Annotated in this window: 20 protein-coding genes; 5 read left to right on the top strand and 15 right to left on the bottom strand. The window is 36.3% G+C overall.

Going from position 1 to position 22,160, the window contains the following annotated elements:
• Positions 1-76: 76 nt before the first annotated feature.
• The 7 genes from secA to FB2170_RS01930 form a co-directional block, all read right to left on the bottom strand.
• Entirely contained in the window at positions 77-3,439 is a 3,363-nt protein-coding gene (gene secA / locus FB2170_RS01955) for a preprotein translocase subunit SecA (protein WP_013304815.1), read from the bottom strand.
• A 294-nt stretch (positions 3,440-3,733) separates the two neighbouring features.
• Complete coding sequence (locus tag FB2170_RS01950; protein WP_013304814.1) at positions 3,734-3,958, bottom strand: DUF2795 domain-containing protein; 225 nt, start codon at positions 3,956-3,958, stop codon at positions 3,734-3,736.
• 114 nt (positions 3,959-4,072) lie between these two features.
• Positions 4,073-4,648 carry a cob(I)yrinic acid a,c-diamide adenosyltransferase gene (locus FB2170_RS01945; RefSeq protein WP_013304813.1) on the bottom strand — a complete coding sequence of 192 codons (576 nt, stop codon included), beginning with the start codon at positions 4,646-4,648 and terminating at the stop codon, positions 4,073-4,075.
• A gap of 18 nt (positions 4,649-4,666) precedes the next feature.
• Positions 4,667-4,816 (bottom strand): hypothetical protein, encoded by a 150-nt coding sequence (locus FB2170_RS17405; protein ID WP_013304812.1) that lies wholly within the window; start codon positions 4,814-4,816, stop codon positions 4,667-4,669.
• A 54-nt stretch (positions 4,817-4,870) separates the two neighbouring features.
• Positions 4,871-5,173, bottom strand: a complete 303-nt coding sequence (locus FB2170_RS17275) for a hypothetical protein (protein WP_148232040.1) — start codon at positions 5,171-5,173, stop codon at positions 4,871-4,873.
• Positions 5,174-5,387: 214 nt separating this feature from the next.
• Positions 5,388-7,268, bottom strand: a complete 1,881-nt coding sequence (locus FB2170_RS01935; protein ID WP_013304810.1) for an ABC-F family ATP-binding cassette domain-containing protein — start codon at positions 7,266-7,268, stop codon at positions 5,388-5,390.
• Positions 7,265-8,374: a DUF4105 domain-containing protein gene (locus FB2170_RS01930; RefSeq protein ID WP_237701151.1), complete on the bottom strand. Its 1,110-nt coding sequence runs from the start codon at positions 8,372-8,374 to the stop codon at positions 7,265-7,267. The genes FB2170_RS01935 and FB2170_RS01930 overlap by 4 nt, the downstream gene beginning before the upstream one ends.
• A 180-nt stretch (positions 8,375-8,554) precedes the next feature.
• Between FB2170_RS01930 and FB2170_RS01925 the strand changes: the two genes are divergently transcribed.
• Positions 8,555-9,313, top strand: a complete 759-nt coding sequence (locus FB2170_RS01925) for a CDP-alcohol phosphatidyltransferase family protein (RefSeq protein WP_041632636.1) — start codon at positions 8,555-8,557, stop codon at positions 9,311-9,313.
• A gap of 4 nt (positions 9,314-9,317) precedes the next feature.
• On the opposite strand, the gene lptB is transcribed toward FB2170_RS01925, so the two are convergent.
• The 3 genes from lptB to FB2170_RS01910 form a co-directional block, all read right to left on the bottom strand.
• Positions 9,318-10,058, bottom strand: a complete 741-nt coding sequence (lptB, locus tag FB2170_RS01920) for an LPS export ABC transporter ATP-binding protein (protein WP_013304807.1) — start codon at positions 10,056-10,058, stop codon at positions 9,318-9,320.
• 82 nt (positions 10,059-10,140) lie between these two features.
• Entirely contained in the window at positions 10,141-10,983 is an 843-nt protein-coding gene (gene tatC, locus FB2170_RS01915) for a twin-arginine translocase subunit TatC (RefSeq protein ID WP_013304806.1), read from the bottom strand.
• Positions 10,983-11,948, bottom strand: coding sequence for an SIS domain-containing protein (locus FB2170_RS01910; RefSeq protein ID WP_013304805.1), 966 nt, complete (start codon positions 11,946-11,948; stop codon positions 10,983-10,985). The genes tatC and FB2170_RS01910 overlap by 1 nt, the downstream gene beginning before the upstream one ends.
• Positions 11,949-12,159: 211 nt before the next feature.
• Between FB2170_RS01910 and recQ the strand changes: the two genes are divergently transcribed.
• Positions 12,160-14,355, top strand: a complete 2,196-nt coding sequence (gene recQ, locus FB2170_RS01905) for a DNA helicase RecQ (protein ID WP_041632982.1) — start codon at positions 12,160-12,162, stop codon at positions 14,353-14,355.
• Between the two features lie 75 nt (positions 14,356-14,430).
• Here recQ and FB2170_RS01900 read toward each other — a convergent pair whose 3' ends face one another.
• From FB2170_RS01900 to FB2170_RS01880, 5 genes are all read right to left on the bottom strand, one after another.
• Entirely contained in the window at positions 14,431-15,762 is a 1,332-nt protein-coding gene (locus FB2170_RS01900) for a carboxypeptidase-like regulatory domain-containing protein (RefSeq protein ID WP_237701150.1), read from the bottom strand.
• 250 nt (positions 15,763-16,012) lie between these two features.
• Positions 16,013-16,750 (bottom strand): 23S rRNA pseudouridine(2604) synthase RluF, encoded by a 738-nt coding sequence (gene rluF, locus FB2170_RS01895; RefSeq protein ID WP_013304802.1) that lies wholly within the window; start codon positions 16,748-16,750, stop codon positions 16,013-16,015.
• A 9-nt stretch (positions 16,751-16,759) separates the two neighbouring features.
• Positions 16,760-17,902 (bottom strand): serine hydrolase, encoded by a 1,143-nt coding sequence (locus tag FB2170_RS01890; RefSeq protein ID WP_013304801.1) that lies wholly within the window; start codon positions 17,900-17,902, stop codon positions 16,760-16,762.
• A 17-nt stretch (positions 17,903-17,919) separates the two neighbouring features.
• A complete protein-coding gene (locus FB2170_RS01885; RefSeq protein WP_013304800.1) occupies positions 17,920-18,162 on the bottom strand; it encodes a hypothetical protein in 243 nt (80 codons plus the stop codon).
• Positions 18,163-18,180: 18 nt separating this feature from the next.
• Positions 18,181-18,636, bottom strand: coding sequence for an SRPBCC family protein (locus tag FB2170_RS01880; protein ID WP_041632635.1), 456 nt, complete (start codon positions 18,634-18,636; stop codon positions 18,181-18,183).
• A 163-nt stretch (positions 18,637-18,799) separates the two neighbouring features.
• On the opposite strand from FB2170_RS01880, the gene FB2170_RS01875 reads away from it, so the two are divergent.
• The 3 genes from FB2170_RS01875 to FB2170_RS01865 are packed head-to-tail and all read left to right on the top strand — an operon-like array spanning position 18,800 to position 22,027.
• The gene (locus FB2170_RS01875) at positions 18,800-19,642 is read left to right on the top strand and encodes a peptidyl-prolyl cis-trans isomerase (protein WP_237701149.1); all 843 of its coding nucleotides are present in this window, start codon (positions 18,800-18,802) and stop codon (positions 19,640-19,642) included.
• Positions 19,620-21,071: a peptidylprolyl isomerase gene (locus FB2170_RS01870; RefSeq protein ID WP_013304797.1), complete on the top strand. Its 1,452-nt coding sequence runs from the start codon at positions 19,620-19,622 to the stop codon at positions 21,069-21,071. The genes FB2170_RS01875 and FB2170_RS01870 overlap by 23 nt, the downstream gene beginning before the upstream one ends.
• 2 nt (positions 21,072-21,073) lie before the next feature.
• Complete coding sequence (locus FB2170_RS01865) at positions 21,074-22,027, top strand: AAA family ATPase (protein ID WP_013304796.1); 954 nt, start codon at positions 21,074-21,076, stop codon at positions 22,025-22,027.
• The last annotated feature ends 133 nt before the right edge of the window (positions 22,028-22,160 follow it).

Genomic DNA, 22,160 nt, shown 5'->3' with positions numbered 1-22,160 from the left:
TTCTAAAGATATTGAATTTTAATCAAAAAAATGGCGACCATTTGGTCGCCATATAAAGAACTCGTAACAGAGATTATTAATCTTCAGTCAAAACCCATTCCCCTTTATCAATTAAAGGTTCAGCTTGTTTGTATTTGACTGTCTTACTTTCACCAGACATAACATTTTTGATAGTCACACGTTCGTTTCGACCAATTTTTGGTCTTTCTCTTACAATAGTTTCAGTAACGGCAGGCCTTTGTCCTTGTGTTTGACCTGCAGCTCTATTTTGTGCCGCCAACTCATCACTATTGGGAATTTCCTCTTTACTGGTCTGTAAGTTTTCCTTTGGCCTTCTGACATTACCTGCATTTTGGATTTCATTCGGATTTTCAGTTGGTAATTCTCCCTTGAAAAGGAAAGAGACAACTTCTTTGTTCACTTTATCTATCATGCCCTTGAATAGTTCAAAAGCTTCGAATTTATAGATTAAAAGGGGGTCTTTTTGCTCATGCACGGCCAACTGAACAGATTGCTTCAATTCATCCATTTTACGCAAATGGGTTTTCCAAGCATCGTCAATTATTGCAAGTGTTATGTTCTTTTCAAAATCGGTCACTAATTGTTTTCCGTCAGAATCATAAGCATCCTTTAGATTGGTTACAACATTCAAACTCTTTATACCATCGGTAAACGGAACAACGATTCGCTCAAACTTATTCGAGTTATCTTCATATACTTTTTTGATTACCGGAAAGGCAGTGGCCGCATTGCGCTCCATCTTTTCCTGATAATATTCATACGCGGTTTTGTAAATGGTATTTGAAATTTCCTTAACTGGCAGTTTCTCAAATTCTTTTTCAGTTATTGGAGAGGTAATTGAGAAATACTTAATCAATTCAAATTCAAAGTTTTTATAATCAGTGGCCGCTTTGTTGGTATCTGTGATGACCTCACAAGTATCATAGACCATATTGGCAATATCTACCTTTAAACGTTCTCCTTGCAAGGCGTGACGTCTTCTTTTGTAAACAACCTCACGTTGGGCATTCATAACATCATCATATTCCAGTAATCGTTTACGTACCCCAAAGTTGTTTTCCTCAACTTTTTTCTGAGCACGTTCTATTGATTTGGTCATCATGGAATGCTGGATCACCTCTCCATCTTCCAAGCCCATTTTATCCATCATTTTAGCTACACGGTCAGAACCGAATAAACGCATAAGGTTATCTTCTAAGGACACATAGAATTGTGAACTTCCAGGATCACCTTGACGACCCGAACGACCTCTTAGCTGCCTGTCTACACGTCTAGAATCATGTCGTTCTGTACCGACAATGGCCAAACCGCCTGCTTTTTTAACTTCATCGGAAAGTTTAATATCAGTACCACGACCAGCCATATTCGTTGCTATAGTAACAATGCCGGCATAACCTGCCTCAGCTACTACGTCTGCTTCTTTTTTATGTAACTTGGCATTAAGTACATTATGAGGTACCTTTCGAATGTTCAGCATCCGCGATAATAACTCCGATATTTCAACTGAAGTGGTACCTATTAGTACGGGTCTTCCGGCATGTGATAACTTCGTTACTTCGTCTATAACTGCATTATATTTTTCACGCTTGGTCTTATAGATCAAATCGTTTCTATCATCTCTGGCGATAGGCCGGTTTGTTGGAATTTCCATTACATCCAACTTGTAGATTTCCCAAAATTCCCCAGCTTCAGTAATCGCAGTACCTGTCATACCAGACAATTTTTTGTACATTCTAAAGTAGTTCTGTAAAGTAACTGTGGCGAAGGTTTGAGTCAGCGCCTCGATCTTTACATTTTCTTTAGCTTCGATAGCTTGGTGTAAACCGTCTGAATAACGACGACCATCCATAATACGGCCTGTCTGTTCATCAACGATCATTACTTTGTTATCCATAACCACATACTCTACATCTTTTTCAAAAAGAGTATATGCCTTCAACAATTGGCTCATGGTATGAATGCGCTCACTTTTTACTGTAAAATCTTTAAAAAGTTCTTCCTTTAGCTCAGCCTCCTTTTCAATTTCAAGACCTTGATTTTCAATTTTGGCTATTTCCCCACCAATATCGGGCATCACAAAGAAATCTCTATTTTGCTCTCCAGAAATATAGTCTACACCTTTATCCGTAAGTTCAATCTGATTGTTTTTTTCATCAATAACGAATAAAAGATCCTCATCTACTTTAGGCATCTCGCGGTTGTTGTCTTGCATATAGAAGTTCTCGGTCTTCTGTAACAGTTGTTTCACCCCTTCTTCACTTAAATATTTGATAAGTGCTTTGTTTTTAGGTAAACCTCTGTAAACACGGAGCAATAAAAAACCACCTTCCTTTGCGTCATCGGCAGCAATGGCCTTTTTCGCCTCAGCTAAAACCCCGGTTAAATGTTGCCTTTGTTTTTGAACGATATCACCAACTTTAGGCTTGAGTTCATTAAATTCATGACGATCACCTTCGGGAACGGGTCCTGAAATAATTAGTGGTGTACGTGCATCATCGACTAAAACAGAATCCACCTCATCAACAATGGAATAATGGTGGGGCCTTTGAACCAAATCTTTTGGTGTATGGGCCATATTGTCACGCAAATAGTCAAATCCAAATTCATTATTTGTACCATAAGTGATATCGGCATTGTAAGCTGCCCTACGCCCTTCAGAATTAGGTTTATGGTGGTCTATGCAATCTACCGACAGTCCGTGGAATTCAAAAATTGGGGCCATCCAAGCACTATCCCTTTTTGCCAAATAATCATTAACGGTTACCAAGTGGGCTCCATGGCCTGAAAGCGCATTTAGATACATTGGCAGGGTAGCGACCAAGGTTTTACCCTCTCCTGTTTGCATTTCGGCAATTTTACCTTGATGCAACGCAATACCACCTATCAACTGTACGTCGTAGTGTACCATGTCCCATGTTACTTCTTTCCCCGCAGCATCCCATGAATTTTTCCATACGGCCTTATCACCATCTAAGGTCACGTAATCTTTAGCGCCAGATATTTTTCTGTCGAATTCTGAAGCTGTAACTTCAAGTGTTTCATTGGCGACGAACCTTTTCGCTGTTTCCTTAACTACAGCAAATGCCTCAGGTAAGATATCGTTTAATGTATCTTCAGATATTTTATATGACTCTTCTTTAAGGTTATCTATTTCAGCATAAATTTCCTCATTCTTGTCAATATCTGTTGACGCATGGACTTTATCATTCAACTCAGCAATTTTGTCATCGAGATCTTGGCTGTCATTTTTTAGTCTTGCCTTGAATTCGGAAGTTTTGGCACGTAATTCATCTATGCTCAAATTCTCCAAAGCTGTTTCAAATGATTTTATTTGATTGAGAATTGGTTGTAATTCCTTTACATCTTTTTTCGATTTGTCACCGACAAACGCCTTTAGTACTGAATTTAAGAAACTCATATTTTCTAATATTATATTGAAAGTTACCCGAACATGGTTCTTTGAACTTTAAAGACTTTTATATTTTTTTGCAAGGTCAATGCCTGGGTAGAGCAAAAGGCATTCCATACTATGAATTATTGGGAAATGACTTATTTAACTGCCAAAATTACCGAGAACTTACCCTTGGTTTTTCTTTTCCCTGCGAAGTTAACATTTTGAATACTATTTTCTTCTTTTTTCTTGGGTAGGCAGTGGTAATAAAATCATAAAAAAAAGCCTCCGAGGAGACTTTTTGTTTTTTTGATACTGTTATTAATATTCATCCTCATTCCAGAGGTAATCTTCTTCTGTTGGGTAATCGGGCCAAATCTCTTCGATGGACTCATAAATTTCTCCACCTTCTTCTTCCATTGCCTGTAAATTTTCCACAACCTCTAAAGGGGCTCCGGTTCTAATACAATAATCGATTAACTCGTCTTTGGTAGCTGGCCAAGGTGCATCGCTTAAATAAGATGCTAGTTCTAATGTCCAATACATGGTAATAAAATATATTTATAATTTTTGCAAAAGTAATTTTTATCCTGATATACCCAAGATATTTTTCTATTATTTCTGCTTTAATAGTTTGATAACGAAGAAAATCGGTATTTATTAGCCTTTTTTTTCAGGAATCCACTTGATTTCTTCTGCTTTTAAATCTTTAGACAATTTTCGTGCCAAGACAAATAGGTAGTCCGAAAGTCTATTGATGTAAGATAATACATTGTCATCAAAAGGTTCTTTCTCGAAAAGTTGGGTGGCCATGCGCTCGCCTCTTCGACAAACTGTGCGGGCAATATGACAGTATGACACAGTAGTGTGACCTCCAGGAAGAATAAAATGGGTCATGGGAGGTAATGACTTGTTCATCGCATCCATTTCCTTTTCCAATAATTCAATGTCAGTATTGTCTATTTTGGGTATGTTAAGGCGTTCTTTTCCACTTTTTAGAACTGCTTTTTCAGGATCGGTTGCCAAAACTGCCCCAACCGTAAAGAGTTTGTCTTGGGTGATGGCAAGCGTATTCTTGGAACGCTCATCGATTTCTTGGTCCCGAATTAATCCTAGCCAAGCATTTAACTCATCGATGGTGCCATAACTATCAATTCTAATATGATGTTTAGAAACCCTTGTTCCACCAAAGAGTGCGGTTGTGCCTTTATCTCCAGTTTTTGTATATATCTTCATTCTATTTTCTACGGTTTTTTATTCATTGTTGGATTTTCGATCTTGACGTTCGTATCCATCCATGAATTTTTTTGATCTTCTTCTTTTGGATTTTTTTCTATTGTAAATCGTAATAAAAAGATATATTACAAAAAGTACACCGAGAACCGTATATATGGGATATTCCATGTTATTTAATTTAATGAATAATCTTAGACGAGTTCAGTAACTAAAGTTAAGAGTTTATATTCTAATCTTAAAATGTTCTTTTGTTTGTTCTTGTCTAAAGAATAAAGCCCCGCAATGAAACATATCTATAGAAGCCGTGATTTCGACATTACTCTTAATTAATTCCCAAGATTGCGAACTGTCTTTACTTTGGTATATGTTTTTAACCAATAGCATACTATTATTATGGTATAATCTATTTTTGAGTATACCGTTGAACATTTTGGTATTTGGCAAATCCATATAAATGATATCATATGGTTGCTCATTAAAATCTATTTGAGGGTATGTATTTTTTATCAAACTTTGAACATGCATATTTTTTGGGATGATACTTATTTTCTTCACATTGAAATATGAGCAACTTTCAAGTAAAACCCTAAAAGTTTTGGGGTGTTTGAATTTAGATTTTTTATACAGACATTTCGTAACGAAATTGTAAATGAACGGAGAATGAACTCCGTGCTGGTTGGTCGCCGTGAAAATAAATTTTAAATATGAGAAGATTTTGTAGAGCATTTTGGATTTATTATTATCCTTCCATTATAGCCGATAATTCGAACCAGCGCTCGGTTTTTGTTTCAATGGCTTCAGCTATTTCTTTAAGCTCAATTGACAAAGCATCTATATCTTCACCTGTAAGACCATCTTTTGTAAAATTGTTTTGAACTTCCTCTTTTTTTTTCTCTAATTTTTGAATTTCTTTTTCCAGTGATTTGTACTCTTTTTGTTCTAGATAGGAAAGCTTTGCGGAACTATCGGTTTCTTTCCAAGGACTTTTTGCTAAATTATTCTCTGAGGTTTTACCTTTATCTGCTCTGTTTTCTAACACCTTGCTATCCTCATACGCCCTAAAATCAGAATAATTGCCAGGAAAATCTTCAATCACGGCATTTCCTCTAAAAACAAAGAGATGGTCAACAATCTTATCCATAAAATAACGATCATGGGAAACAACAAGAAGACAACCAGGAAAATCCAATAGAAAACTTTCCAAAACATTTAAGGTGACAATATCAAGATCGTTTGTTGGTTCATCCAAAATCAAAAAATTTGGATTCTGGATTAAGACAGTGCATAAATACAACCGTTTACGCTCACCACCGCTTAACTTTTCTACGAAATCATATTGTTTTTTTCTATCGAAGAGAAAACGTTCCAAAAGTTGTTGCGCGGATATTTGCCGTCCTTTCTTTAACGGAATATAGTCTCCGAACTCGCGTATAACATCTATGACTTTCTGCCCTTGCTTTATGGTAATTCCCTTCTGTGTATAGTAACCGAATTTTATTGTGTCACCAACAACAACTTTACCACCATCGGGTTGATCATTTCCAGATAGTATATTCAGGAAAGTTGATTTGCCAGTTCCGTTTTTCCCAATAATACCAATACGTTCACCTTTGGTGAAGGTATATTCAAACTGATTTAAAATGGGTTTATCGGGATATGATTTTGATATCTTATGTAACTCCAGGATTTTACTCCCAATACGTTCCATATTAATTTCCAGCTGAACCTCATGTGTTTTTCGTCGTTGATGGGCTTTCTCTTTGATTACCTTAAAATCATCGATTCTGGATTTTGATTTTGTAGTTCTGGCTTTAGGTTGTCTACGCATCCAAGCCAATTCCTTTTTGAATAGTAACTTGGATTTATGCTGTTCAACATTTTCTTGTTCAATTCGGGCTTCTTTCTTTTCAAGATAATATGAATAATTGCCTTTGTATGGGTATAATTTGCCGCCATCAAGTTCAATGATTTCGTTACATACGCGTTCTAAGAAATAACGGTCATGGGTAACCATGAACAAGGTCATGTTTTCTTTAGCAAAATAATGCTCCAACCATTCGATCATTTCTAAATCAAGATGGTTGGTGGGTTCATCCAAAATCAATAAATCAGGTCTATTTATGAGCGCATTTGCCAGGGCCAGACGCTTTTTTTGACCACCTGAAAGCAACCCTACCTTTGCATGGATATCTTCTAGTTTTAGTTTAAACAGGATTTGTTTGTATTGGGTCTCAAAGTCCCAAGCATCAAAGCGGTCCATGGCTTCGAAAGCCTTTTGATAGACTTCTTCATCCTCTGGGTTTTCCAAAGCTCTCTCATATGCAAGAATAACCTTGAGAACATCATTGTCTGAAGCAAAAATGGTTTCTTCAACTGTTAAGTCTGGATTCATAGCCGGTTCCTGTTCCAAAAAAGACACTCGAACACCTTTCCTGTAATTAACTAGACCAGAATCTGGGGTGTCCTTGCCAGAAAGAATATTGAGGATAGATGTTTTTCCATCTCCATTTTTTGCAATCAGGGCTATTTTCTGGTCTTTGTTGACCCCGAAAGAAAGATTGTCAAAAAGTACAAGTTCGCCATAAGATTTTGCTATGTTTTCAACTGAAAGTAGATTCATTTAGATTTTTGGGAATTTTGATTTCTATTGCTGAAATATAAAAATGTATACCTAGCTACAAGTGCCAGTAGAATTGGAATAATTACAGGTGAAAATATTTGGATTCCTAGTAACCATATTATTGCTGTCACCACTAAAAAGAAGAGGAGGATTAGAATATACCACTCAATCAACTTTGAAAAAGGTTTAACTCGCCAAACAAAAAAGGCAAGATTTAAATTTAGAGGGAAGGCCCATAATATATTATAGTTGCTTGCAGTTGCCGTATGATCGGTTAAGAACCAAAGAAAAAAGATAATTACTCCTGCAACTCCAGTGAATAATAATAGACTAAAGTCCAGCCACCCGCTTCTTTTTGCTTTCTTGAAATCGAAGTAAGTGACAACAAAAACGATTGTCATTAAAACCAATGACCAAAAAAGCGGTGTTAGAAAAAAGTTGTTTGTATTCTCTATTGGCGTAGGTTTATAAATAGCTATTTGCTGAGGTGCTATGGCTTCAGAGTCCAATAAAGAAGTATTCAATTGCTGCATTATGTATGAAGGCAAGAACATATGTTCCTTTGGTGTTGCCATATCATCGATTACTGCCCCTAAGGCCAAATCAATACCAAAAGCAGACCATGAATTTGTTGGCATGTTCTGGTGTATGAGCTCTCGATGGGTAAACTGTTTTTGCAGGTAATTTTCGTCTATTGATAATCTATTTCCGAATACATTCTTTAAAACATCCCAAATTTTGGTTGAACAGTTATTATAGAAAAAATCATATTGATAGGCCCTGTTTTCTGGGAGATAGTTGTTCTCTAAAAATTTAAACAACTCATTTCGTTCCAATTGCGTTAGTTCAAGTTGCTGTTCATTCACCCAGCGTTGATCATATTTATATTCACGAATGAAATTTGAATACTGTTGTCTGGCCAAGGTGTAATCTAACTTTCCCTTCGCAAACTTCCCATAAAAGTTTTTTGATCTAAAGTCAAAAACTCCATAATTATATACTACATCAATTCCGACCGCCTTGTCTTGAACCCGAAATGCACTATGGCCAAACGTAGAATATAACTGATCGCCTGACCCACAGGTAAGCACACTTATTTTTGACAATGGCGACAGCTCAGGTATTTGTGAGTAAATCGCAAGTGAAAACAAAAACGTAAAGAAGAAAAATAACTTTTTTAACCACATAATTCCTTGTCAATAATGTTCACTCGCAAATATCTGAATAAATTGTGGGACGAAAACAATTCATGGAAATTTGTCTTATTTTTACATAAACGACTACCAATGAAACGCCATATTCCCAATCTGATTACTTTAATGAATTTGTTATGCGGAAGTATTGCTGCGGTGTTTGCGGTACTTAATCAATTAGAGCTTGCCGCATTTTTCGTTCTTCTTGGAATTATTTTTGATTTTTTTGACGGATTGGCTGCAAGATTGCTCAATGTAAAGAGCGATTTAGGCTTACAATTGGATTCGTTGGCAGATATGGTGACGAGTGGACTTGTTCCTGGAATTGTAATGTTCCAACTATTGGGAATGTCTATGACCGGTGGATGGAATGTGGATTTGTCTTCGCAGGCAGCGAATGATACTTTTTGGGTAGGGCTTAAAGTTGCGCCACTACCATTTTTTGGGTTTTTAATCACTTTAGCCTCGGCATATCGTTTGGCCAAGTTCAACATAGATGAAAATCAAGTCAGTTCTTTCATTGGTTTACCGACACCGGCAAATGCCTTATTGATTCTTTCTTTGCCTTTGATTCTTTTGTATCACAGTAATGATTTGTTGAACGGAATTATTTTGAACCAATGGTTTCTTATTGGGGTAACTATTTTAAGTGCCTATTTATTGAATTCGAAGATTGAGTTGTTTTCTTTGAAATTCAAGAATTGGAGTTTCAAGGAAAACTCTCAACGTTACATTTTTATAATAGTGAGTTTGGTACTTCTTATGACCATGAAGTTCTTGGCAGTGCCTGCGATAATCACTTTTTATGTTTTAAGTTCTTTAGTCGGTACAATGGGAGTGAAAAACAATTGATGAATTAAAAATCCAACTTCTTCTTACGTAGCTCAAAATTCTGCCCAAGATATACCTTGCGTACCATTTCATCCGCGGCTAAATCTTCAGGTACACCAGATTTCAAAATCCCTCCTTCGAACATTAAGTACGATCGTTCGGTAATCGCCAATGTTTCCTGAACATTATGGTCTGTTATGAGAATACCAATATTTTTGTCTTTAAGGTGGGCGACAATACGCTGAATGTCTTCGACGGCCACAGGATCCACACCAGCAAAGGGTTCATCAAGTAAAATAAATTTTGGGTCAGTGGCAAGTGCACGAGCAATCTCAGTTCTACGTCGTTCACCACCTGAAAGTAAATCTCCTCTATTTTTTCGAATATGACCTAAACCAAATTCCTCGATAAGAGACTCCATTTTCATGAGCTGCTCTTTCTTACTTAGGTTGGTCAATTGCAATACACTCAATATATTTTTTTCAATGCTAAGTTTCCGGAAAACCGATGCTTCCTGTGCCAAATAACCAATACCATTTTGAGCTCGTTTATACATCGGAAATTTTGTGATTTCCATATCATCCAAGAAAATATTTCCGCTATTGGGTTTTATGAGACCCACAATCATGTAGAATGAAGTAGTTTTACCGGCACCGTTTGGACCTAATAGCCCTACAATCTCGCCTTGGTTCACTTCCAAAGAAATGCCCTTCACTACTTGGCGCCCTCTATAGGCTTTCATAATGTTTTCTGCTCTTAGCTTCATACTCGGATCCGTATATTACCCAATAATTATTACCTCAAATCTAGATCTAATAACTGGGCAATGGATTCTTATTCACGGTTTTTTAACCTTTTTTAAGTTTAGCCTCTTTTTTGGCTTCACGTTTTAGCACCATTTTAGAAATGTAAATACTTATTTGGTAAAGAATTAATACCGGTACTGCAACGATTATCTGACTTGCCACATCTGGAGGAGTAATTACCGCTGATAAAATCAGAACAATGACAAGAGCAATCTTACGATACTTTTTCATTATTTCGGGAGTAATCAATCCGACTTTTGTCAAGAAGAATATTATTATAGGTAGTTCAAACAAAACTCCACAAGCGATAACAGCAGACCTAACAGTGGCCACGTAAGAAGCCAAATCGAATTCATTCGTAACCTCTGCACTGACTTGATAGGTCCCTAAAAAGTTTATGGACAATGGCGCAACAACATAGTAACCGAACAAGACACCTAAAAAGAAAAGAAAGGATGCAATAAGAATAAAACCTCTCGAATTTTTTCGCTCTTTTTCATACAGTCCTGGACTAATAAATTTCCACATCTCATATAATACATATGGAAAACCTATGATGAATCCTGCCCAAATCGAGGTCCAAATATGGGCAGAGAATTGCCCAGCCATTAGACGACTTTGTATTGTAAATGGTAGTTTGTCGGCGCAGAAAGCAGAATCAAAACCCAAAAAGGTGGCAGCTTTGCAAAAAAAGCGATAAGTAGGGAAATCCATTTTCTTAGGGCCAAATAATATCGTGTCGAAAATGAATTCGCGCATGACAAAAGCAATACACCCTATTATAACAACAACAAAAACTGAGCGTATTAAATGCCAGCGGAGTTCTTCCAAATGATCCAAAAACGACATTTCGTTATGAGGCTTCGTATTCTTCTTTTTCGCCATTATAATATGCCCTCGTTTATTAGATTATGTAAATGTACCACACCCTTATATTCGTCATCCTTAACGGCCAGTAGTTGTGAAATTCCTTTATCCTGCATTAATTCAAGTGCCACAACGGCAAGTTTGCTAACATCAACAGTTTTTGGGTTTGAAGTCATGATGTCTTTTGCCGTCAATCCATTTATACTGTCATACTTATTCAACATACGGCGAATATCTCCGTCGGTGACCACTCCAACAATTTTATTTTCATGTATAACGGCAGAAACACCCAACATTTTTTCAGAAATCTCAACGATGACTTTTCGAACGTCGGTGTCCAGACTAACTTGTGGCTTAGCGTTGATTTGTACAATGTCATCAACCGTAAGGTAGAGGCGTTTGCCAAGAGCACCTCCAGGGTGATATTTTGCAAAATCTTTACTACTGAATCCTTTTAGTTCTAACAAACAAATGGCCAATGCGTCACCCATTACCAATTGTGCGCTGGTACTGGTGGTCGGAGCTAGATTGTTTGGACAGGCCTCTTTTTCAACAAAGGTGTTTAAATTAAAATGAGCTTGTTGTGCTAAAAATGAACTTATATTACCCGTCATTCCAATCAATATATTACTCCCTCTTTTAATTAAGGGGACCAACATTTTTATTTCGGGTGTATTACCACTTTTGGAAATACAAATGACCACATCATCTTCTTGTATGGTTCCTAAATCTCCGTGAATGGCATCACCAGCATGCATGAAAATCGCAGGTGTGCCTGTTGAATTCAAAGTCGCTACAATCTTGGTTGCAATAATTGCACTTTTACCAATTCCGGTTATGACAACCCTACCTTTTGAATTTAATATACTTTCCACCGTTTTGGAGAAATTGCCATCAAGTAAACTTGCCAGATTGCCAATAGCTTGACTTTCGGTCTCTATAGTTTTTTTGGCTAGATTAAGAATCGTTTCGGAATTGTTCAATGTATAATTATTGTTAAGAATTGTAATCCTAAAAGATTGTATTATATTTAAGTTTACAAAATTACATAAACTTAACTTTATAGAATAGTTTAAGTTTTTTAAGGATATTTAAGAACTATTTGTGTGCTTGGATAAAACGCCTTAACTTATATAAATAATTGGTAGATGACTCATAGTCATTGATTTAAGAAAATAAATGGTGAAACATGGAATGGGGCTTAACGAAATTGATTTGCATGCCTCGTTAAAAAAGTATTTTGGTTTTTCCCAATTCAAGGGGCTTCAGGAAGAAGTCGTCAAGAACATTGTCCAGGGTAAGAATACCTTTGTGATAATGCCAACAGGAGGTGGAAAATCACTCTGTTATCAATTACCTGCTTTGATGCAAAATGGGACGGCGATTATCGTATCTCCTTTAATTGCTTTAATGAAAAATCAGGTCGATGCCATTCGAGGAATATCTTCAGAGTACGGTATTGCCCATGTATTGAATTCTTCTTTGAATAAGACTGAGGTGAAACAGGTAAAAGAGGATATAACAAATGGGATTACCAAATTGTTATACGTTGCTCCGGAATCTTTGACTAAAGAGGTGTATATTGAGTTTTTAAAGTCGGCTGGAATTTCTTTTGTGGCCGTTGACGAAGCCCACTGTATTTCTGAGTGGGGCCACGATTTTAGGCCAGAGTATAGAAATTTAAGAACTATCGTTGCTCGTTTGGGTGATAGCATCCCAATAATTGGTCTTACTGCAACTGCTACTCCTAAAGTACAAGAGGATATCATTAAAAATCTGGGTATTACTGATGCTAAGGTTTTTAAGGCCTCATTTAATAGAGCCAATTTGTTTTATGAGGTTCGGACCAAAACAGCGAATGTAGATTCAGATATTATTCGCTTCGTGAAACAGAATTCTGGTAAATCTGGAATTGTTTATTGTCTTAGTAGAAAGCGCGTTGAAGAATTGGCTCAGGTTTTACAAGTAAATGGAGTAAGTGCTGTTCCTTATCACGCTGGTTTCGACGCCAAGACCCGTTCAAAATATCAAGACATGTTTTTGATGGAGGATGTAGATGTGGTTGTTGCTACCATTGCCTTTGGAATGGGAATAGATAAACCAGACGTTCGTTTTGTGATTCACCATGATATTCCCAAAAGTATTGAGAGTTACTATCAAGAGACCGGTCGTGCAGGTCGTGATGGTGGTGAAGGGCATTGTTTGGCCTTTTATTCTTATAAGGATATTGAAAAACTTGAAAAATTCATGTCGGGTAAACCTGTTGCGGAACAGGAAATTGGAAATGCCTTACTTCAAGAAGTTGTGGCCTATGCAGAAACCTCGATGTCAAGAAGAAAATTTATGCTCCATTATTTTGGGGAAGAATTTGATGAGGTCAATGGAGATGGGGCAGCTATGGATGATAATACCCGCAACCCAAAAGAAAAGCAAGAAGCGAAGGATGAAGTTTTAAAGCTTTTACGAACTGTTGAAGAGACAAGCGAAAAATTCAAATCCAAAGAAATTGTAAAAACAATTACAGGACAGGTGAATGCCCTGGTTTCTTCACATAAGGCTAATGAAAAATCTGTATTCGGTATCGGTTCAAATCAGACCGAGAATCATTGGATGGCCCTAATTAGACAAGTTTTGGTTGCCGGGCTTCTTAAAAAGGAAATAGAACAGTACGGAATTCTACATATTACAGAAAAAGGAAAAGAGTTTTTATCAAATCCAACTTCCTTTATGATGACCAAAGATCATGAGTATAGTAAGGAAAGAGATGAAGCAATTGTGAGTGCATCCAAAGGAGGGGTTTCCGATGTTAAACTATTGAAGATTTTGAAATCTCTTCGTAAATCCCAAGCAGATAAACTTAGTGTTCCCCCTTTTGTTGTATTCCAGGATCCATCATTGGATGATATGGCATTGAAATATCCTATTACCATGGAGGAAATGTTAAATATTTATGGGGTAGGGGAAGGCAAGGCAAAAAAATATGGCAAACCTTTTGTTGATGCCATTGTCGTCTATGTTGAGGAGAATGATATTTTACGCCCGGACGATTTGGTCGTAAAAAGTACTGGAGCCAATTCAGGTTTGAAACTCTATATAATTCAAAATGTTGATAGAAAATTGAACCTGGAGGATATAGCCTCTGCCAAAGGACTCGAGATTCCAGAACTAATCAAAGAGATGGAACAAATAGTCTATAGCGGAACAAAATTGAATATTGGTTATTATCTTGATGAGGTTTTGGATGAAGACCAGCAAGAAGAAATTCATGATTATTTCTTGGAAGCCGAAACAGATGATTTAGAAGAGGCAATGGAAGAGTTTGATGGCGAATACGAATACGAAGATTTAAGACTTTATAGATTAAAGTTTATTAGTGAGGTGGCAAACTAATTTACTCATTGGTATAAATGAAAAGCGTCCTGATTGTAAAATCAGGACGCTTTTTTCATTTAGACGAAATCCTTTTTAAGGAGCAGAAGTGCCTCCACGAGTTTTAGATTTTTTAAGTTGTCGTTGAATTTTCTTAATCGCTGATTCTATAGATTTTTCAGGTTCAATAATATTATATTCACCCCAAAAATCAGGATCCGCAAAACCTATGGCTTCATCACCTAAAATAATAGAAGTTTTTATTCGCTCTTTGGATTTTGGCATTTCGTTAGATAGATTCTTTTCCCAATCGGTTACAGCCATTTCACAGGTCATGCTATATACAGAATTAAATAACTTTTTATCCCAATCAATTTTAAACTCCAAGAGTACATTGCTATAGCCGTAATACCATCTTCCGTTTTTCTCTCGATAATCAACCCTATAAGCAACCTCGTTTGGCCATACTTTGGCATTTCTTGGTTTTCTTCTCACGAATAGCTTAGAAGCTTCATGTTTATTTGTAATGTTCAAAGCGTAAATGGCACTGGTCAATATCTTGTTTTCAGCATCTATATATAATTTACCTTTATATAATTGCTCGTGAACAGATGGTTTTTGAATAAAATTAACAACAAAAATTTGCCTGTCCTTTACTTTAGTAGAACGGTCAAAACTAAAATCATACTTGTTCAATGAATTATCTGCGAAAATATATTCAGGATACTTCATTATGTCTACAAATAGGGCATTAAAAGGACCTCCTTGAAGTTTAAGGGCAATTGTATCCAATTTGCTGTAATCCGTACTTTTTCGAGCTTTATATAACTGTACGGCATCTTTTCTGCTCGATGTGTAAGGGGTCTTATATATATTTACTACTGCTTCGGAAAGTGAGACATTCCTTTTCCTTTTTTTAATGGTCTCTCTGTAAAAGGCGGTCATTAATGTTGGGTCATCAAAATAATTTTGCCCTCTTTTCTTTAAAGTTTCTCTCACCAGGCCCTCCGCATTGGTAGGGATACTCAGACTTACTTCAGACAATTCAACAATTGAGATGTCCATATAAATTTTATTGTTACCATCTTTAAACTGTGCCAATGGTAACAACTTGGTTTTATATCCTAAAAAAGATATCAAGACGTTCCCTTCACTCATATCTTTTGGAACTTTCAGGGCGAATTCTCCCTCTGTATTGGAAATAGTACTGATATTGGTCCCTTCAACCGTTAAGGTAGCGAACACCAAGGGTTTTTTATTGTCTGCATCTCTTATTTCACCCTTATACTGTTTAAAGTTTATTTCTTGTTCCTGTTCATCTTGAAAAAAAGCCGATGCATTGGGAATACCGGCCATTCCAATAAATAGTATCGCAAGAATAATTGCAGAATACATCTTATTGGTTCCTTGAAAGAGTTTATTCGTCATGATTGATAATTTTAATATTGAATCTTTAATATTGATTTTATCTAAGTTAATGATAATTAGCGACATAAGCTGTTAAAAAATAGCTTATAAAATGTTGGCGCAGACCTAGTTTTTGAAACGGAATGCACCAATTTCGTGCAAAGATTGATAACAATTTTCTAATCGGCAATGACTAATATCATGATACCTTCTAAACATCTTTTTAATTTGTCGTTTAGAAGTGAATTTCTTGTCAATTTGGTTATGATATTTATTTAATCTTGTTGTGGGTTTTGGATGAACCTGAAACCAATCGATTAATTTCTTGTAATTCTGAATTGGTCAGATTACGCCATTTTCCTATTGGCATGTCCAGTTTTACATTCATTATACGAATTCGTTTCAACTTTTTCACATTGTAACCTAGGTATTCACACATGCGACGAATTTGTCTATTTAAACCTTGGGTAAGAATAATTTTGAACTGGTATTTATTCACTTCGGTAATTTCGCACTTTCTTGTAACAGTGTCTAAAATGGGAACACCACTTGCCATTTGATCCAAAAATTTTTTATTGATGGGTTTGTCTACAGTTACTAAGTACTCCTTTTCATGATGGTTTCGGGCACGTAGAATCTTGTTTACTATATCCCCATCATTTGTTAAAAAAATCAGCCCTTGACTAGGCTTGTCTAAACGGCCAATAGGGAAGATACGTTTCGGATAATTAATAAAATCAATGATATTGTCTTTTTCAACCCTTGTGTCTGTAGTACATACAATTCCGATGGGTTTATTGAACGCAAGGTAAACAGGTTTCTCTTTTGGTTCTGAAATCAACTCACCATCTACGCGAACCTCATCGCCCGATATAATTTTAGTGCCCATTTCAGGTACTTTACCATTTATGGTAACTCTTCCCTGATCAATTAGTTTGTCAGCTGCCCGCCGGGAACAGTAGCCTACTTCACTTAAATATTTGTTTATTCTTGTCTCTTTTTGTGTCATCAGATCCGCCTATTTTTTCTTTCTTTTGAGTTCGTATTTGTAAATAACCCTTCCTAATTCGGCAAGGAATGGAATACCAACGTCCTCGTACTCATAAACATTATCGTTGAAAATGCCGTCCTTATTTACTAAAATAGTAGTGGTGAGCATAAATTCTATATTGTTCTTGGCGTCAAGAATATAGGCACAATCAGTCAAGGTTCCATATGCATATCCCACCTTATTATAAACCTTAATATTTTCCGGCATATTTTCCCTACTATCACCAAACATTAAAAACTTAACATAACTGTCGTAATATTCTATAGGGTCATAACCAACGTTCTTGGGTAAAGTATGCATGGCTTCAAGGATGAATTCACGCTGTTCATCATTTAAATTGAATCGTTCATTTTCATTAAAGACTTCCGGAAAAATCATTCGTTTGAGAACCGAATGTTGTGCATTGATGGGATAATAGTTTTTTAATGCAAAACTGAAAGGGCCTGTCATTAGAGAGTCTTCGGCATAATAGCCTATACCTTTTTCGGTTCTTTTTATTTCAAGTGGTTTAGCTGATGTATTGATTGTACCATTTATCGAGGCTGTTGTGCTATCATTTAAATAAACGATTAAAGGTTTAGTAGTGATCTCATCAGCATTTTCGGTAGAAAGCCTATGAGCAATCCTTACCGGAGTAATTCCTTTTAACTCTAAATTCTTATTAATTGCATCTTGACCTATAAATTCCAATAATCTGTTGTTTGCTAGATTATCACTTACGGCAAAAATTTTAGAAACATCATTTGCGAATGTGGTTTCAATGGAATCTCCTTCCACATAAAATCTGGTATTCATGTCAATTGAATCCAATTTATTTAATTTTTCCATTGCCAAAACGGCGATTGGGAATTTCACCGTACTGGCAGGATAAAAATAATTGCTTTCATCAACCTGAAAATCATAATCTTTAAAGATGATACTATCCTTTACACGGTTGATTTGGGATAGCTTAATTTGAACCTCGTATTGTTCCAAACTGTCCACGACCCTTTTAATATTTATGTTTTCAGAGGTAAGGGCATATTCAATAGGGTTTTTTATCACACTTTTCTCAGCGCAAGAAATTGTTATGCAAAAAACCAGAAATATTGTAAGTTGATTTTTGATCATAAAGGGTTTTATCAATTCTATTGATCGCTATATACTTCTCCGCGATGGGGTTTTAATGCATCGCGAACTGCAATCATGTCAGCCTCCTCAACAACCATAAAGGCTATACTATACATTTCATTAATGTCTTGAAACCCTGTTATATCCAAAGTCAGTTTTTCAATGGCAATGTATTCTTTCAAGTGTTTCTCATGGTGTTCCGCAGTTTTACTTGCGGCAGGACCTCTAAAGTCCCAAATAAGCTTGATTTTTCTATGCACAGATAATGGTCTATTGAATTATGAATTAGCGACGGAAACACCTTTTTCGGCAAATGCTTTAAAATCCTTTAGGTATTTCAAAGATTGCTTTTTAAAAGCACCTGGCATAAAAAATGCCATTAATTTCATCATAAAGCCTGAAAATTGAAACTCAGCTTCTGAAATCCATTTAGTTTGGCTGGCACTAATCTCCTTGAAATAGTTCTTTTGAACATTATGAACCCCCTTGGTATCATAAGTGGTATGAAATTCATAGGGCAGATTTCTTTTAAGTATGGTTTCCACCATTACAATCTTTCGCTTGCCCATTTGATATCGTAACTCCATTTTCCCTCCTTCTTGACCAGGTGCTCCAGAAATGATGTTGTATTTTACGAGACCTTTTTGCCAATGTTTCATGTTGTCAGGATTATCCAATTTTTTTATGAATTCGTTCAAGGGCAAATCAATCAAAATTTCGGTGGTGTATTTCATCTTTTCAAACTTTGCAATACTAATGTAATAAATATTGTTTGCGGTCGCCAAAAATGTGTTAATGAAAGCATATATAACTTGTTTAACATGAAGTAATTGTTATTTTTGCGGGATGTTTTTTAGGTTAAAAAAGTCACTATTCAATAAATTTTCATGGGTGTTCATGGCATTTTTCTTTGTGGCATGCAATTCCGTCTGGAAAGATAATTCAGGTGAAGGCCCAATCGCCAGAGTAGGGGAAAGCTATTTGTATAAAGAAGATGTTGTTCCTTTTTTAACCGAGGGCATGACCAAAGAAGACAGTACCTCTTTGGTTACTGGTTATATTAATAATTGGGCCTCAAAACAGTTATTACTTTCTAAGTCCAAAATCAATCTATCTGAAGATAAGCTTGCCGAATTTGATGCTTTGGTTAATACTTACAGAACTGACTTGTACACTAGAGCCTATAAAGAAGCGCTTGTTCAACAGGGCAGTGACACTGTTGTTAGCCAATCTCAAATGGAAGGGTTTTATAAAAAAGAAAAAGAGAACTTTAAGTTAAAAGAAAAGATAATAAGCCTACGGTTTATAGAATTACCATTGCAATTTCTGAATAAGGAAACTGTCATAAGTAAACTCAAAAAATTTGATGATGATGATGTTACCTATTTGGATTCTATTGGCGTACAATTTAAAAAGCTCAATTTTAACGATTCAATATGGGTGAGTGCTTCGCGGGTTCGAGAGGAAATCCCACCGTTGACCCTTGAAAATCAGAATAGATACTTAAAAAAATCACAATTTTTTGAATTGCAGGATTCATTAGGGGTATATTTGGCAAAGATTACCGGGGTACTCGAAATCAACGATATTGCTCCGTTGTCATATATTGAACCCTCTATTAAGCAGGTACTACTAAACCGCAGAAAGTTGGACTATATTCGAAGGTTGGAAACCGAGATTATAGATGAAGCTATTAAAGAAAAAGAATTCGAAGTCTATGTACAAGACAAAAAAGATTAAAGCATTATTATCATTTCTATTTATTACTAGTGTAGTGGTTTCCCAGGTGACTGAGCAAATCCCAGATACACAAATTGAACCACCAGAGCCAGAACTTCAGGCCGATATGGGTATCAAGAAAGACTCCGTGAGTAATTTCAAAAAATTAAAATTGGATGGTATCGCTGCTGTAGTAGGGGACTATGTTATTTTGGAATCTGATATTGAAAAAACGCTCATTGATCTCAAAAGCCAAGGAGCAATGACCGAAGACATAACTAGGTGTGGGCTTTTGGGTAAATTGATGGAAGATCGCCTTTATGCACATCAAGCAGTTCAAGATAGTCTTTTGGTTTCAGATGATGAGGTAAGTTTGACCACTGAGAGACAAATACAATCTTTCGTTGCACAGATGGGTTCTATGGCTAAATTGCTGAAGTTTTATAAAAAAGAAAATGAAGCTAGCTTAAGAGAGGACATTAATAAAATTAATAAGTTAAGGATGCTTTCGGAAAAAATGCAGAGTAGTATTGTTTCCGAAATTGAGATTACACCAGAAGAAGTGCGTCAGTTTTTCAATAAAATCCCAGAGGATGAGCGGCCTGTTTTTGGGGCTGAAATGGAGATTTCACAAATTGTAAAGCAACCCAAAGCAACGGAAATTGAAAAACAGAAGGTTATTGATAAGTTGAGTGCAATAAAAGCAGATGTTGAGGATAACGATGCAAAGTTTAGCGTAAAGGCAATACTATATTCACAAGACCCTGGTTCAAAGTCAAAAGGTGGTTTTTATAGTATTACCAAGGATACAGGTTTTGACAAAACTTTTAAAGATGTTGCATTTAGCATGCAAGAAGGCGCGGTTTCAGAACCTTTTGAAACCATGTTCGGTTTCCATCTTATTTATATCGAAAAAATCAGGGGGCAAGAACTTGACTTACGCCATATTTTGATTACCCCAGAGATTTCACAGGAATCATTGGACGAGGCAAAAACCGAATTGGATTCAATACGTAAACATATTGAAGAAGGCAAGTATTCTTTTGCCGATGCTGCACGAAATTTTTCTGATGAAAAAGAAACCAAATTTGATGGTGGACTTTTAAGAAATCCTATTACTTATGATTCAAGATTTGAGTTGACCAAAATGGACCCAGCGCTTTATAATCAAGTAAGGACCCTTAAAGATAATGAGATTTCCCATCCGATACTAGAGCAGGATCCAAGGGGTGGCGGCCCAAAATACAAATTGCTCAATATTACCAATAGGTACGATGAGCATGTGGCCGACTTTGCGAAAGACTATACAAAAATTCAACAGTTGGCACTTACCGAAAAGCAATATAATGCGATAAAAAAGTGGATGAGTGAGCATATTGATGAAACTTACATTAGCGTAAATGAATCGAATAAGGGCTGTGATTTTGCCAATAATTGGGTAAAAGAATAGAAATGTCAGATGTAGCCGCCATAAATGACCTTGTTAAAAAACATGTTGCCTTAAAGCAAGAGATTGCCAAAGTCATAATTGGTCAAAAAGACGTTATTGATCTTATTTTATTATCTATTTACACAGGCGGGCATTCATTGTTGATAGGTGTTCCAGGATTGGCAAAGACTTTGATGGTGAATACCATAGCACAAACTTTGGGACTCGATTTTAAGAGGATACAGTTCACTCCAGATTTAATGCCCAGTGATATTTTAGGAAGCGAAATTTTAGACCAAAATCGAAATTTCAAGTTTATTAAAGGCCCCGTCTTTTCCAATATCATTTTAGCAGATGAAATAAACAGAACCCCACCTAAAACCCAAGCGGCTTTGCTTGAGGCAATGCAGGAACGGGCAGTGACCATTGCCGGTAAGCAGCATAAACTAGAACTACCTTATTTTGTGTTGGCCACACAAAACCCCATAGAGCAAGAAGGTACTTATCCTTTGCCAGAAGCACAGTTAGACCGTTTTATGTTTGCCATAGAACTCAAATACCCTTCTGTTGAAGAGGAAATTGCGGTTGTTAAAGCAACAACATCAGATGATACGGTCAAACTCAATAGCCTATTCAATGCTGAAGAAATATTAGAAGTTCAACATTTGATTCGTCGCATACCAGTGCCGGATAATGTTGTCAACTACGCTGTTACTTTAGTGAACAACACTAGACCAAACCTCGAATCATCTCCAGATTTTGTTAAAGAGTATTTGGATTGGGGAGCAGGACCGCGAGCTTCACAAAACTTGATATTGGGAGCGAAGGCGCATGCAGCCATAAATGGAAAATTCTCTCCGGACATAGAAGACGTTCGAGCCGTGGCAATGGGAATTCTTAGACATCGAATCATTAAGAACTACAAGGCTGAGGCAGAGGGTGTTACTGAAGAGGATATTGTTTATAAATTGTTCTAGAACCTCAATGTAAACTGAACCGTTTATCTAAGGTAATTTCAAGATTTTTACAAAAGTATAGGCTGGTATTTGTCAAATTATCAAAATGGCAGTAATCCTGGTGTAAAAATTTTATTTGCCCCTTGGATTTTAC

It is taken from the genome of Maribacter sp. HTCC2170, from assembly GCF_000153165.2.
Classification (GTDB): Bacteria; Bacteroidota; Bacteroidia; order Flavobacteriales; family Flavobacteriaceae; genus Maribacter_A.
The sequence above is the reverse complement of the archived record's forward strand: the minus strand, read 5'-3'. Positions and strand labels throughout refer to the sequence as shown.